Raw genomic sequence first — 14,256 nt, 5'->3', positions numbered from 1 at the left:
ACGACAATGACCAATTTCATCGTTAAAAAAGTAGCCGTGCTGGGCGCCGGCGTGATGGGCGCGCAAATCGCCGCCCATTGCATCAACGCCAAAGTGCCTGTGGTGCTGTTTGATTTGCCAGGAAAAGAGGGCACGCCGAAAAATGGCATCGTGCTGAAAGCCATCGAAGGCCTGAAGAAACTGTCGCCTGCGCCGCTGGGCAACAAGGAACACGCCGCGCTGATCGAAGTCGCCAACTACGAGGACGACTTGGCCAAGCTGGCCGAGTGCGACCTGATCATCGAAGCGATCGCCGAGCGCCTGGACTGGAAGCACGACCTGTACAAGAAAGTCGCGCCGCACATTTCGGCCAACGCGATCTTCGCCTCGAACACCTCGGGCCTGTCGATCGGCAAGCTGGCCGAAGGCTTCGACGCGGACCTGAAGGCGCGCTTCTGCGGCGTGCACTTCTTCAACCCACCGCGCTATATGCACCTGGTCGAAATCATCCCGACCCCGGACACCAAGCCAGAGATCGCCGACCAGCTGGAAGGCTTCCTGACCTCGACCCTGGGCAAGGGCGTGGTCCGCGCCAAAGATACGCCGAACTTCATCGCCAACCGCGTCGGCGTGTTCGGCATTCTGGCCATCGTCCACGAAGCTGAAAAATTCGGCCTGTCGGTGGACGTGGTGGATGACCTGACCGGCGCCAAGCTGGGCCGCGCCAAATCGGGTACCTTCCGCACCGCAGACGTGGTCGGCCTGGACACCATGGGTCACGTGATCAAGACCATGCAGGACTACCTGCCGGACGATCCGTTCGCCTCGGTCTACAAAACCCCGGAAGTGCTGGCCAAGCTGGTCGAGAAGGGCGCGCTGGGCCAGAAATCCGGCGCCGGCTTCTACAAGAAAGTCGGCAAGGACATCCTGCGGCTGGACTTCGCCACCGGTGAATACGTGCCGGGCGGCGCCAAGGCGGCCGACATCGTGGCCCGCATCCTGAAGGAAAAAGATCCGGTCAAGAAAATGAAGGCGATGCGCGAATCGACCAACCCGCAGGCGCAGTTCCTGTGGGCGATCTTCCGCGACGCCTTCCACTACATCGCCGTGCATCTGGAAGACATCGCCGACAACGCGCGCGACATCGACTTCGCCATGCGCTGGGGCTTCGGCTGGGCCGTTGGTCCCTTCGAAACCTGGCAGGCCTCCGGCTGGACCCAGGTGGCCCAGTGGGTCAAGGAAGACATCGACGCCGGCCACGCGCTGAGCAGCGCGCCGCTGCCAGCCTGGGTGTTCGAAGGCCCGGTCGCCGAGAAGGGCGTGCACACGCCGCAAGGTTCGTGGTCGCCGAAAGCCAAGGCCTACATTCCGCGTTCGGATCTGGCCGTGTACCAGCGCCAGCAATTCCGTGCACCAGTGCTGGGCTCGGGCGAAATCGACGGCCGCAAAGCCGGCACCACCGTGCATGAGGACGACGACGTGCGCCTGTGGCACTCGGGCGACGAGGTGCTGGTGATCTCGATGAAAACCAAGCTGCACGTGATCAGCCCTGGCGTCATCGCCGGCTTCCGTAAAGCACTGGCCGAAGCCGAGAAGAACTTCAAGGGCCTGGTGATCTGGGCGGCGGACGCAGCCGACGGCGGCGCCTTCTCGGCCGGCGCCGACCTGCAATCGGCACTGCCAGCGTTCATGAGCGGTGGCGCCAAGGCCGTCGATCCGATCATCAAGGAACTGCAAGACACCTTCATGGCGATGAAATATTCGAACGTGCCGGTGGTGGCCGCAGTGGCTGGCCTGGCGCTGGGCGGCGGCTGCGAAATGGCGCTGCACGCGTCGAAGCGCGTGGCCTCGATCGAATCGTACATCGGCCTGGTGGAAGTGGGCGTGGGCCTGATTCCCGCCGGTGGCGGCCTGAAGGAAGCGGCGCAGCGCGCCTACAAGGAAGCCAAGGGCACCGACATCCTGCAATTCCTGAAAACCGGCTTCACCAACGCGGCCACCGCGAATGTGTCGAAATCGGCGCTGGAAGCGCAAGCGATGGGCTACCTGAAAGAAGACGACGTGATCGTGTTCAACCCTTACGAACTGCTGCACGTCGCCAAAACCGAAGCGCGCGCGATGTTCGATAAGGGCTACCGCGAGCCGCTGAAAGCGCCGATCCAGGTGACCGGCCGCTACGGCTGGGGCACCATCAAGGCGCAACTGGTCAACATGCGTGACGGCGGCTTCATCTCCGCCCACGACTTCAAGCTGGGCGACATGATTGCCGAAATCGTCAGCGGTGGCGACATCGATCAGGGTTCCTTCGTGAGCGAACAGTGGCTGCTGGACATGGAGCGTAAAGCCTTCCTGGAGCTGCTGAACCATCCGAAAACCCAAGAGCGCATCATGGGCATGCTGCAAACCGGTAAGCCAGTCCGCAACTAAGGAATAAGACAATGAGCAAACAAGTTCAAGACGCATACATCGTCGCCGCGACCCGTACCCCGATCGGCAAAGCGCCGCGCGGCATGTTCAACAAAACCCGCCCGGACGATCTGCTGGTGAAGGTGATCCAGGCGGCGCTGGCGCAGGCCCCTGGCCTGGACCCGGCGCTGATCACCGACGCCATCATCGGCTGCTCGTTCCCTGAGGCGGAACAGGGCTTCAACATCGCCCGTCAATCGGTGCTGCTGGCCGGTTTGCCGAAGACCGTCGGCGGCGTGACCATCAACCGTTACTGCGCATCGGGCATCACCGCGCTGGCCATGGCGGCCGACCGTATCCGCGTGGGCGAATGCGACGTCATGCTGGCGGGCGGCGTCGAGTCGATGTCGATGGTGCCGATGATGGGCCACCATCCATCGATGAACCTGAATATGTTCACCGACGAAAACGTTGGCATGGCCTACGGCATGGGCCTGACCGCCGAGAAAGTGGCGGCGCAGTGGAAGGTGTCGCGCGAAGACCAGGACGCGTTCTCGGTGGAGTCGCACCGTCGCGCCGTGGCCGCGCAGCAGGCCGGCTTCTTCAAGGACGAGACCACGCCGGTCGAGATCATCACCCGCACGCCGGATCTGGCCAGCGGTGAAATCAAGGTCAAGACCCGCACTGTCGATACCGACGAGGGCGCGCGTCCGGAAACCAGCATGGAAACCCTGGGCAAGCTGAAGCCGGTCTTCGCCGCCAAGGGGTCGGTCACCGCCGGCAACAGCTCGCAGATGTCCGACGGCGCCGGCGCGCTGCTGGTGGTCTCCGAGAAAATCCTGAAAGAGCACAACCTGACGCCGCTGGCCAAGTTCTCGTCGTTCGCCGTTAAAGGCGTGCCGCCGGAAATCATGGGCATCGGTCCGAAGTTTGCGATTCCCGATGCGCTGAAGGCCGCCGGCATCACCCAGGATCAACTGGACTGGATCGAGCTGAACGAGGCGTTCGCCGCGCAGGCGCTGGCCGTGATCCGCGATCTGGGCCTGGACCCGGCCAAGGTCAACCCGATGGGCGGCGCGATCGCGCTGGGTCACCCGCTGGGCGCCACCGGCGCGATCCGTGCCGCGACCGTGGTGCACGCACTGCGTCGCAACAACCTGAAGTACGGCATGGTGACGATGTGCGTCGGCGCCGGCATGGGCGCGGCCGGCATTATCGAGCGCGTGTAATCATCACACTGCGATAGAAAAGGGCGCTACGGCGCCCTTTCATTTTGGAGACAGACATGGAAATTTTAAGCAGCATTCAAAACGGCATCCTGACGCTGGAATTCAACCGTCCAGAGCGCAAGAACGCCATCACCGCCGCCATGTATCAATCGATGGCCGACGCACTGACCGCCGCCGAAACCGATACCGCCGTACGCGCCATCCTGCTGGTCGGCAAGCCGGAGATTTTCACCGCCGGCAACGACCTGGAAGACTTCATGAAAACCGCCCCCGCCGGCGGCGCGATCGAAGACCGTTCGGTCTACAAATTCATGATGGCGCTGAGCGGTGCGAGCAAGCCAGTGGTGGCGGCGGTGGCCGGCAACGCGGTCGGCATCGGCACCACGCTGCTGATGCATTGCGACCTGGTCTACGCCGCCGACAATGCCAAGTTCTCGATGCCGTTCGTGCAGTTGGGCCTGTGCCCCGAGTTCGCGTCCAGCTTGCTGCTGACGCAAATCGCCGGCTACCCGCGCGCGGCCGAGAAACTGATGCTGGGCGAAGCCTTCGGCGCGCAGGAAGCGCTGGAGATGGGGCTGATTTCGAAAGTGCTGCCGGTTGACGCACTGCGCGCCTTCGCCGAAGGCCAGGCCGCCAAGCTGGTCACGCTGCCAGCCAGCTCGATCCGCGTGACCAAAGAGCTGATGAAAGCCGCCCGCAAGGCGCCGACCAGTGTCGCCATCGCCGCCGAAAACATCCACTTCGGCAAAATGCTGTCCTCGCCGGAAGCCAGGGAAGCCTTCATGGCCTTCTTCCAGAAACGCAAACCGGACTTCACCCAGTTCGCTTAATGTGGCATGTAGCGCAGGGCAGCGAAAAGCCAGCTGGTCTGCGCGATCGGGATGGTGACGAGCCATTTCAGCATGTCGGCCTTGAGCGACTGAATCTGCTCCTTCACGCACAGTTGCCCCCATTCTTGCAGCCGGGCTTCGCGCGCCTCCAGATCATCTTTGGTGGCGACCTGCGCCACTACCTCGGCCAGCATTTGAGCGTGCACCTCCGCTTGTTCGCGCGGTACGCTGACCGTTTCCAGCCGTTTGCCATAGCCAAGGATGTCAAGGGAGTTCATGCGAACAGTATGCGCTTCGCGCTGGCGATTGCAAGCGGCGTACTTTTGATTCAGCTCACTTCGGGCGGCGCTGGGAGAGGATGAAGCGTTCGAGGTCTTTGCAGGCGTGTTCGATATGGCGCTTTAGCAGCGCGGCGGCGGCGCGCACATCGCCGGTGCGGCACAGGTGCACCAGTTCCTCGTGTTCCTGCTGCGCCTGCCTGATGCTGTCGGCGCTCAGCGACAATTGCAGGCGCGTGTAGCGGTCGGTCTGTCGCAGCAGCGTGGCGACGATGGCGGCGGTGCGCGGCTGCTCGGCGCGCGACAGCAGCACGTCGTGCAGACGTGTGTTGAGCTCGCCCCAGCGGGTGGTGTGCTGGGCGTGCAATTCCACTTTGTAGTCGGCCAGAATGGCGTCGAGTTCGGCGTAGTCGTCCGCCGTCAGCTTGGGCGCGGATTTTTTCAGCAGCAGCGGCTCCAGCAGGCTGCGCAACATGAACAGCTCGCTGATCTCGTCGATCGACAAGCCGGACACCACGGCGCCTTTGTGCGGGACGATCTTGACCAGCCCCTCGCCCTCCAGCTGCACCAGCGCCTCGCGCACCGGAATCCGGCTGATGCCGAATTCGGCGGCGAGCGCATCCTGCCGCAGCGAACCGCCTTCCGGCAGCTCGCCCGACATGATCTTGCGGCGCAGCGCGTCGGCCGCCTGCTCCGCTACCGTGGTGACGGCGAATCCCTTCACGCGGCCACTTCTTTCGACCAGTTCGCGTACCAGGTGCGGAACAGCGCGTACTGGGTTTCGGCGTAGCGGCGCTGGCTGGCGCTCAGCTCGTCGGTTTCGTAGAAGTGCAGCGTGTATTCGGTGTCGCCGTTCAGCACCATCAGGTATTTGTAGAACAGCACCAGGTCGGTGCCCTCGTCGAACGACGACAGCACCAGCAGCGCCGCTTCCAGCTCACGCGCCTGACGACGCGCCACCGCGTCGCCGGCGGCGGCCTTGCGCGACAGCGCCACCAGTTGCAGCACTTCGCGCGGCAGCGCGTTGCCGATGCCGGTGATGGCGCCGGTCGCGCCACAGTTGACGAAGCCGTGCACCACTTGCGTATCCACACCCACCATCAGCGTGACGTTGTCGTCCTTGCTGGTGATGTGCTCGGCCGCGTAGCGCAGGTCGGCGGCGCCGCCGAATTCCTTGAAGCCGATCAGGTTCGGATGTTTGGCGCGCAGTTCGAAGAACAGGTCGGCGCGGGTGGCGAAGCCATAGTACGGGCTGTTGTAGATCACGGCCGGCAGCGTCGGCGCCGCTGCCAGAATCGCCGAGAAGTGGGCTTTCTGCGCCGCCGGCGACGAGCCGCGCGACAGCACGCGTGGAATCACCATCAGGCCGTGCGCGCCAACCTTGGCCGCGTGCGCTGCGTGCGCGACCGCCTCCTTGGAATTGACCGCGCCGGTGCCGACGATGACTTTGACGCCGGCCGCCACCAGGCGCGCCACGCCTTCCTGGCGCTGCGCCTCGGTCAGCAGCGGCCAGTCGCCCATCGAACCGCAATACACCACGGCGCTCATGCCGGCGTCGATCAGTTCACGGCCTTTCTTGACCAGCGCGTCGTAGTCGGGCGTGCGGTCTGCTTTGCAAGGCGTCATCAGGGCCGGGATGGTGCCGGTGAAAATATTATCGCTCATGGTGTTTCCTTCGGGCTGCGTTAATCGGGAGAGGGGTCCGATTATCATAGCTTAGCTCTGCATATTTTATACAATATAAAGTTGCGATGTGCAGATTTAGTCATGTAACATGCTGATTTTTAATAAGTAACTGTTTGTTTTATAAGGGAATGCCCGTGAAACATTCGCTCATCAGCGCTGCCTGCTGCGCCTTGTTATTGCTCTCCGCCCCGTCGCATGCCCAGCAGTTGTCCGGCATCGACCTGAAAACGCTGGATACGGCGGTGCGTCCGCAGGATGATTTCTACGGCTACGTCAACGGCATCTGGGTGCGCAACACCGAGATCCCGGCCGACAAGTCGACCTGGGGCACGTATATCGAACTGCGCGAGATCGCCCAGGGCCAGTTGCGCTCGGTGATCGAGGCCACCGTCAAGCATCCCGGCAAGGCCGGCAGCGAAACCCACAAGATCGCCGACCTGTACACCAGCTTCATGAACGAGAAAGCGCGTGACGCCGCCGGCCTCAAGCCGCTGCGCGCCGACTTCGCCCGCGTTGCCGCCATCCAGGACAAGCGGGAACTGCCGGCGCTGTTCGCCTACTTGCAAAGCACCGGCGTGCCGACGCCGTTCTCGGCCGGCGTGTCGCCGGACGCGCAGAATCCCGAGCAATACACCGTCAGCATCAACCAGTCCGGCCTGGGCCTGCCCGACCGCGACTACTACCTGAAGGACGACGACGCCAAGCTGAAAGGCCTGCGCGACAAATACCAGCAGCACATCGCCACCATGCTGGCCATGCGCGGCGACCAGCACGCGGCCGAACACGCCGCCCAAGTGCTGGACATCGAAACCCGCCTGGCCAAGGTGCAATGGACTCGTGTGCAGATGCGCGACCCGGTCAAATCGTACAACCGCGTTGAATTCGCCAGGTTCAGCGAACTGGCGCCGGCCTTCGACTGGAACGCTTACTTCACCGCCGCCGGCTATGCGCCGAAAGTGTCGTCGGCCGTGGTGCGCCAGCCGAGCTTCCTGACCGGCCTGTCGCAGCAACTGGACGAGGTGCCGCTGGATGCATGGAAGAGCTATTTCAACTGGCGCATCCTGGAAAGTTACGCGCCGTATCTGGACCGTGCCACCGTCAAGCAGAACTTCGCCTTTGAAGGCACGGCGCTGCGCGGCGTGCCGCAAAGCGAACCGCAATGGCAACTGGCGCTGCGCTTCACCGACGCATCGCTGAGCGACGCGGTCGGCAAGCTGTATGTGCAAACCTATCTGCCGCCGGAAACCAAGCCGCGCGTGATGGCCATGTTCAACAACTTCGTCGCCTCGTTCAAGGACGGCGTCGACAAGCTGGACTGGATGGGCCCGGAGACCAAGAAGGAAGCGCAAGCCAAGCTGGCCGCGCTGAAACCGAAGATCGCCTATCCGGAAAAATGGCGCGACTACCGCGCCATGAAGACCAGCAAGACCGACCTGATCGCCAACGTCAAGGCGGCGCGCGCGTGGAGTCGCCAGAACAATCTGGACAAGCTGGGCAAGCCGGTCGACCGCGACGAATGGTCGATGACGCCGCAAACCGTCAACGCCAGCTACAGCCCGCTGCTGAACGCGATCACCATTCCGGCCGCGATCCTGCAGCCGCCGTTCTTCAACGTGCAGGCGGAAGACGCGGTCAACTACGGCCTGCTGGGCATCACCTTCGGCCACGAGATCAGCCACGCCTTCGACGACTCGGGCAGCCAGTACGATTCCCACGGCCGCCTGCGCAACTGGTGGACCGCCGAAGACCGCGCCGCCTTCAAGGCGCGCGCCGCCGGCCTGGTCAAGCAGTACAGCGCCTACAGCCCGGTGCCGGGCTACCACATCAACGGCGAGCTGACCCTGGGGGAAAACATCGGTGACAACTCTGGCCTGTCGATCACCTACAACGCCTACCAGCGTTCGCTGGGCGGCAAGCCGTCGCCGGTGATCGATGGTCTGACCGGCGAGCAGCGGCTGTACATCGGCTTCGCCCAGAAGTGGCGCGCCAAGCTGCGTCCGGAAGCGGCGATCGCGCAGATCAAGAGCGATCCGCATTCGCCGGGCGAGTTCCGCGCCAAGGGCACGGTGATGAACCAGCCCGGCTTCTACGAAGCGTTCGGCATCAAGCCGGGCGATCCGATGTACCTGCCGCCGGAGCAGCGCGTCATCATGTGGTAAGCGTCAGGCGGCGGCCGGCGCCAGCCGGTTGCCGCCGCCGCGCCGCTCCAGCAGCACCGACACGCCCAGCACCACGATGCCGCCCACCGCCAGCAGCGCGCCCACCGGGCCGGTCGATTGCAGGCCGGCGCCGTGCGCGATCGCCATCCCGCCACACCAGGCGCCGGCGGCGTTGGCCAGATTGAAGGCGGAGTGGTTCAGCGCCGCCGTCACCGTCTGGGCGTCGCCGGCCACGTCCATCAGGCGCGTCTGCACCGCCGGCGCGACCGCGATGCCGCAGCCGATGGCAAACAGATTCAGCGCCACCGCCCACAGATTGCTGCTGGTGAAGTAGAACGCCGTCAGCGCCAGCACGTTCCACACCAGCGCGCCGAAAATGGTCCACAGGCGCGAGCGGTCGGCGAACCAGCCGCCGATCAGATTGCCCACCGTCATACCGACGCCCATCATCGCCAGCAGCACCGGCACCAGTGCCGGCGAGACCTTGGTCACCTCCAGCAGCGTCGGCGTCACATAGGTGTAGACCGCGAACAGGCCGCCAAAGCCGACCGACACCATCAGCAGCGTCAGCCACACCTGCAGCCGGCGGAACACGCCCAGCTCGCGGCGCGGGCTGGCGTCGCCGGCGGCGATGAAGGGCACGTAGCGACGTACCATCAGCGCGGTGATCGTGCCCAGCACGCCGACCACCAGGAAGGTCGAGCGCCAGCCGAAGCCCTGGCTCAGCCAGGTCGCCAGCGGCACGCCGAAGATGTTGGCGATGGTCAGGCCCAGCAGCACGCGCGAGACGGCCTGGCCGCGCTTGTCCGGCGTCGCCATCGCCGCCGCCACCAGCGCCGCCACGCCGAAATAGGCGCCGTGCGGAATGCCGGCGATGAAGCGCGCCAGCAGCAGTGTGCCGTAGCCCGGCGCGGCCGCGCTCAGCAGGTTGCCGGCCGCGTACAGCGTCATTAGCAGGATCAGCATCGCGCGGCGCGGCATGCGCGCCAGGAAGATGGTGATCAAGGGCGCGCCGACCACCACGCCCAGCGCGTAGGCGCTGATCATGTGGCCCATGTCGGGCAGGCTGGCGTGCAGGTCGCCGGCCACCACGGGCAGGATGCTCATCGAGGCGAATTCGCCGGTGCCGATGGCCAGGCCGCCGAGGGCCAGGGCCAGACTGGCCATGCCGGCGCCGCGCGGCGCGGTGATGAGGGGGAGGGGGGAAGTCGGTTCGTGGGGCATCGAAAAGGGGCAAAAACTGCGCGAAAAAAGGGTCAACGATAGCATGTTTGACGCTTTTCCGCTGGCTATCGTCCGCCGCCAGCCAGGTCCAGCAGGGCCTTGCGCCAGGTCCTGCTGATGCGTAACCGCGCGCCGCTGGACAGGACCGCCTCGTGGTCGCCGTCCGCGTTCAGCTCCACCGCTTGCAGGCGCTGAATGTTGATGATGGTGGAGCGGTGGATGCGGCAAAACACGGCCGGGTCCAGATCCCGTTCCAGGTCCGCCAGGCTGCGACGCAGCATTCTGGATAAATCATGATGCAAATTTTTGTGGCCAGCGTGCTGGCAATATTGGCGACAACAAGCGCGCGGGCGGAAACGATCAAGGTGGCCTTTGTGCTGAGTGAGCAGGCGAATGTGATGGACAGCGCCGGTCCCTGGGAAGTATTCCAGGACACCATGCTCGATGACGGCCAGGGCAGCATGCCGTTCGTGCTGTACACAGTGGCGCAATCCACCGCGCCGATCAACACCAGCGGCAGCGGTGGGCCCGGCATGCGCATCACACCGGACTACAGCTTCGCCGATGCGCCGACGCCGGACATTGTGGTGGTGGGGGCGCAGCGTGGCGGCCCGGAATTACGCGCGTGGATCACGCGGCAGCACGCCGCCGGCAAGACGATATTATCGATCTGCACCGGCGCCTTCGAGCTGGCGCAGGCCGGCCTGCTGAAGGGCAAGTCGGCCACCACGCATCACGAATACGCCGATCTCTTTGCCGAGAAGTATCCGGACACCAAACTGATACGCGCTAGCCGCTATGGGCAGTCAGATCCTTACCTCTACACGGCGGGCGGCCTCACCTCCGGTATCGACCTGTCGCTGCACATTGTCGCCAGCTATTTCGGCGAAAAGCAGGCGCGGCGCACTGCGGATTTTCTGGAGTACAGCAGGCGTCCGTGAGGTTGGGGCGAATGCGGCGGATCAGAGTTCGCCATAGCGGGCGCGGATAGCGGCCAGCACGCCCTGGCGCTCCAGCCGGGCGATGGCGGCGTCGATGCGCTGCAGATCGGCCACGCTGGTGGTGTTTTTGTTGAGCATCAGGTGCACCGGCGCGCGCAGCACCACCAGCGGCAGCGGTGCGATGGCGATGCCCAGCACGCGCGCCTGGTGGCGCAGCGCGCCGCTGTCGCCGAGGATCAGGTCGGCGCGGCCGGCCTCCAGCATGCGCAAACCCTGCTCGAAGTTGAGGAAGGTGCTGAGCTTGCCTGAGGCGGTCAGCGCCGGCTGTAGCCGCGCATACGCCGGGCCGTACCAGCCGACTTTGGGCGCCAGCAGCGTCAGCTTGTCGCGGGCCAGAACGTCCAGGCTGCCGACGTGCAGGTACTGCGCGCGCAGGCTGCTGCGGGTGAACAAGCCCACCGTCTCGTAACGGTACAGGGTACTGAAGCGCGCGTGGCGGCGCCGCTCCGGCGTGTCGGACGCGGCCAGCATCAAGTCCAGCTGCCCTTGCTCAAACAGCGCCTGACGGCGCGCGGTCGGCAATTCCGCCTGCACCTTCAGGCCGCAGCCGGCTTCCTTCAGGATGGCTTGCACCAGTTCCCAGTCCATCCCGGTGGGCTCGCCCTGGGCGGCGGTGTACACATACGGTGGCCACTGTTCCAGCGCCATACTCAATTCACACGCCGATGGCTGCGCGGCCGCGCCCAGCAGGGCGGCGGCGGATAACACGTAATGCGCTTGCATGGCGCAACCCTTTCTTCATTCAAGGCTACAATTTGCCAGATGTGACAAAGATGTCAAGTTTTATCACGGCATTTGCGCGGCGCTCCTATTGTGCGCCGTCGTACAGTGCAGTTGTTACTATTTGGCTTTCTCCTCTGGATACCATCATGCTGGCACAGTCCGTTACGCCATTTCCCGTCCCGTCGCCGCGCTTCATCGGCGCCGGCACGCCGATGCGCGACCTGGTGCAGGCGCATCGCTGGGAGGACACGCCGCTGGGCGCGGTGGCCGACTGGCCGGCGTCGCTGCGCACGGCCGTCAGCATCGTCCTGCATTCGGCGCATCCGATGTTCCTGTGGTGGGGCGAGGAGATGATCCAGATCTACAACGATGCCTACGTGCCGTGCTTCGGCGTTGGCAAGCATCCGGGCGCGCTGGGCCAGGAAGGGCGCCGGTGCTGGCCGGAGATCTGGCCCATCATCGGGCCTCAGATTGAGGCGGTGCGCGCTGGCCGCGAGGCCTGCTGGTACGCCGACAACCTGGTGCCGATCTGGCGCAACGGCCGCATCGAGGATGTGTATTGGAGCTACACCTATACGCCGGTGTTCGACGAGCGGGACCGCGTGGGCGGCGTGCTGGTGGTGTGCACCGAGACCACCGCGCAGGTGCTGGCCGAGCGCCGCCGCCACACGCTGGACCTGTTGGCGCGCCGCCTGCTGGGCTGCCACGACGAGGCCGAGGTACGCGCCGCCATCGGCCAGGCGGCCGTTGACAATCCGGGCGACCTGCTGGAGGTGACCCTGCTCAGCGGCGGCGAGGACGTGGCCCGTCCCGGCGCCGACCTGCTGGTGATCCGCGCCGCCGAGCTGCAACTTGGGGCCAACCTGGCGCTGGCGTTCGGCCTGTCGCCGCGGCTGCCGCTGGACGGCGCTTACCGCCAGTTTCTGGAGCAGTTCACCGCCACCGTGTGCGCCACGCTGAGCCGTCTGCAAAGCGATCGTGCGCTGGCGCAAGCCATGGCCGAGAGCGAACAGATGAACAACGATCTCCATCTGAGTTCGCGCATCAAGGATGAATTCCTGGCGATGCTGGGCCATGAACTGCGCAATCCGCTGGCGCCGATCGTCACCGCGCTCAAGCTGATGAAGCTGCGCTACCCGGACAGCGACACCGCGCACGAGCAGGAGGTGATACAGCGCCAGGTCGACCATCTGGTGCGGCTGGTGGACGACTTGCTCGATGTGTCGCGCATCGCCAGCGGCAAGGTCGAGCTGCGGCGCGAAACCGTGCCGCTGGCCGACGTGCTGAACAAGGCGATCGAAATGGCCAGCCCGCTGCTGGAGCAGAAGCAGCACCGTCTGCTGGTGGACGTGCCGACGGTGCGCTGGCACGGCGACCCGGCGCGGCTGGCGCAGGTGGTGTCCAATCTGCTGAGCAACGCGGCGCGCTACACGCCGGCCGGCGGCCATGTCACGCTGGCCACCCGCATCAAGGGCGGGACGGTGCAGATCCAGGTGACCGACGACGGCCTCGGCATTTCGCCGCAGTTGCTGCCGCATATCTTTGACCTGTTCGTGCAGGGCAACCGCCAGCTGGACCGCGCCAAGGGCGGTCTCGGCATCGGGCTGGCGCTGGTGCGCAACCTGGTGCAGATGCATGGCGGCGAGGTCAGCGCCTACAGCGCCGGCGAGGGGCGCGGCAGCACCTTCACGCTGACGCTGCCCGATTCGGTGGTGGCCGACGCGGCGCCGCCGGCGCCGGAACCCGAGCCGAAAGCGGAACCGTGTGGCGGCACGCGGGTCTTGGTGGTGGACGACAATCAGGACGCCGCCGATTCGCTCGGCGAACTGCTGGGCGCGCTGGGCTACCGTGCGCTGGTCGCCTACGACCCGGCGCACGCGATCGCGCTGGCCACCGAGGGCATGCCGGAGCTGGCCATTCTCGACATCGGCCTGCCTGGCATGGACGGCTTTGAACTGGCCGGCCACCTGCGCCGGCTACCCGGCGGCGCGGCGCTGAAGCTGGTGGCGCTGTCCGGCTATGGCCAGGAAAACGACAAGACGCGTAGCCGCCAGGCCGGCTTTGCCGCCCATCTGGTCAAACCGATCAATATCGCCGATCTGCAACTTTCGCTATCATAGGGGACCACCGACCACCAAAGGACCACCTTGACCTCACCGCTGGAAATCGCCGCCAACGCCGTCATGGCCATTTCCATTGTGCTGGCGGGGCGCAACAACATCCATTCCTGGTGGCTGGGCATCGTCGGCTGCGCGCTGTTTGCCGTGCTGTTCTATGACGTCAACCTGTACGCCGATGTGGCGCTGCAACTCTTCTTCATCGTCACTTGCGCCATCGGCTGGCTGCAATGGCGGCGTGGCGCCGGCGGTGCGCCGTTGCCGATCACCCGCGTGCCTGCGCGCACGCTGGCCTGGATGTGCGCCATCGGCCTGGCCGCCACCGCCGGCTACGGCCTGATGCTGCGGACCTACACCAACGCCTACGCACCCTTCATCGATTCGGCCGTGCTGATGTTCTCGGTGATCGCCCAGTTGCTGCTGATGGGCCGGCGCATCGACACCTGGCCGTTCTGGCTGCTGGTGAACACCGTCTCGGTGCCGCTGTACACCAGCCGCGGCCTGTACCTGACCGCCGTGCTGTACGCCGGCTACTGGCTCAACGCGCTGGCCTCATGGTTTTTCTGGCGCCGGCAATGCAAGCCTGTGCACGGCTGATTCCGCCGAGATCGATCAACGTTGCTC

13 protein-coding genes are annotated in these 14,256 nt (G+C 65.1%); 7 read left to right on the top strand and 6 right to left on the bottom strand.

All coding sequences use genetic code 11. The features are described from left to right. Positions 1 to 6 precede the first annotated feature (6 nt). Genes GTP44_RS12770 through GTP44_RS12760 form a run of 3 tightly spaced genes read left to right on the top strand, consistent with a single transcriptional unit; the run spans position 7 to position 4,444 of the window. Positions 7 to 2,406, top strand: coding sequence for a 3-hydroxyacyl-CoA dehydrogenase/enoyl-CoA hydratase family protein (locus GTP44_RS12770; protein WP_161019737.1), 2,400 nt, complete (start codon positions 7 to 9; stop codon positions 2,404 to 2,406). A gap of 11 nt (positions 2,407 to 2,417) precedes the next feature. Beyond that, entirely contained in the window at positions 2,418 to 3,614 is a 1,197-nt protein-coding gene (locus GTP44_RS12765; protein ID WP_160991346.1) for an acetyl-CoA C-acyltransferase, read from the top strand. Positions 3,615 to 3,670: 56 nt separating this feature from the next. Continuing rightward, on the top strand, positions 3,671 to 4,444 hold the full coding sequence (locus tag GTP44_RS12760) for an enoyl-CoA hydratase (protein ID WP_161019736.1): 774 nt from the start codon (positions 3,671 to 3,673) through the stop codon (positions 4,442 to 4,444). On the opposite strand, the gene GTP44_RS12755 is transcribed toward GTP44_RS12760, so the two are convergent. The 3 genes from GTP44_RS12755 to GTP44_RS12745 are packed head-to-tail and all read right to left on the bottom strand — an operon-like array spanning position 4,441 to position 6,387. Then, a complete protein-coding gene (locus tag GTP44_RS12755) occupies positions 4,441 to 4,722 on the bottom strand; it encodes a hypothetical protein (RefSeq protein ID WP_161019735.1) in 282 nt (93 codons plus the stop codon). The genes GTP44_RS12760 and GTP44_RS12755 overlap by 4 nt on opposite strands. A gap of 55 nt (positions 4,723 to 4,777) precedes the next feature. Then, the gene (locus GTP44_RS12750; RefSeq protein ID WP_371867216.1) at positions 4,778 to 5,446 is read right to left on the bottom strand and encodes a GntR family transcriptional regulator; all 669 of its coding nucleotides are present in this window, start codon (positions 5,444 to 5,446) and stop codon (positions 4,778 to 4,780) included. Further along, positions 5,443 to 6,387 (bottom strand): dihydrodipicolinate synthase family protein, encoded by a 945-nt coding sequence (locus GTP44_RS12745; RefSeq protein WP_160991350.1) that lies wholly within the window; start codon positions 6,385 to 6,387, stop codon positions 5,443 to 5,445. The genes GTP44_RS12750 and GTP44_RS12745 overlap by 4 nt, the downstream gene beginning before the upstream one ends. Positions 6,388 to 6,542: 155 nt before the next feature. Between GTP44_RS12745 and GTP44_RS12740 the strand changes: the two genes are divergently transcribed. Beyond that, positions 6,543 to 8,567, top strand: coding sequence for a M13 family metallopeptidase (locus GTP44_RS12740; protein WP_161019734.1), 2,025 nt, complete (start codon positions 6,543 to 6,545; stop codon positions 8,565 to 8,567). 3 nt (positions 8,568 to 8,570) lie between these two features. Here the strand turns inward: GTP44_RS12740 and GTP44_RS12735 are convergent, their stop codons facing one another. Further along, on the bottom strand, positions 8,571 to 9,734 hold the full coding sequence (locus tag GTP44_RS12735) for an MFS transporter (protein WP_229256898.1): 1,164 nt from the start codon (positions 9,732 to 9,734) through the stop codon (positions 8,571 to 8,573). A gap of 122 nt (positions 9,735 to 9,856) precedes the next feature. After that, complete coding sequence (locus GTP44_RS12730) at positions 9,857 to 10,072, bottom strand: LytTR family DNA-binding domain-containing protein (RefSeq protein ID WP_161019732.1); 216 nt, start codon at positions 10,070 to 10,072, stop codon at positions 9,857 to 9,859. A gap of 12 nt (positions 10,073 to 10,084) precedes the next feature. Here GTP44_RS12730 and GTP44_RS12725 point away from each other — a divergent pair, with 12 nt between their 5' ends. Further along, positions 10,085 to 10,732, top strand: coding sequence for a DJ-1/PfpI family protein (locus GTP44_RS12725; RefSeq protein WP_161019731.1), 648 nt, complete (start codon positions 10,085 to 10,087; stop codon positions 10,730 to 10,732). Positions 10,733 to 10,753: 21 nt separating this feature from the next. Here the strand turns inward: GTP44_RS12725 and GTP44_RS12720 are convergent, their stop codons facing one another. Next, on the bottom strand, positions 10,754 to 11,515 hold the full coding sequence (locus GTP44_RS12720) for a substrate-binding periplasmic protein (RefSeq protein ID WP_161019730.1): 762 nt from the start codon (positions 11,513 to 11,515) through the stop codon (positions 10,754 to 10,756). A 146-nt stretch (positions 11,516 to 11,661) separates the two neighbouring features. Between GTP44_RS12720 and GTP44_RS12715 the strand changes: the two genes are divergently transcribed. Both GTP44_RS12715 and pnuC read left to right on the top strand, forming a co-directional pair. Next, complete coding sequence (locus GTP44_RS12715) at positions 11,662 to 13,635, top strand: hybrid sensor histidine kinase/response regulator (protein WP_161019729.1); 1,974 nt, start codon at positions 11,662 to 11,664, stop codon at positions 13,633 to 13,635. Positions 13,636 to 13,662: 27 nt separating this feature from the next. Then, positions 13,663 to 14,229, top strand: a complete 567-nt coding sequence (gene pnuC, locus GTP44_RS12710; RefSeq protein WP_161019728.1) for a nicotinamide riboside transporter PnuC — start codon at positions 13,663 to 13,665, stop codon at positions 14,227 to 14,229. The last annotated feature ends 27 nt before the right edge of the window (positions 14,230 to 14,256 follow it).

The organism is Duganella lactea, from assembly GCF_009857505.1.
Classification (GTDB): domain Bacteria; phylum Pseudomonadota; class Gammaproteobacteria; order Burkholderiales; family Burkholderiaceae_D; genus Rugamonas; species Rugamonas lactea.
The sequence above is the reverse complement of the archived record's forward strand: the minus strand, read 5'-3'. Positions and strand labels throughout refer to the sequence as shown.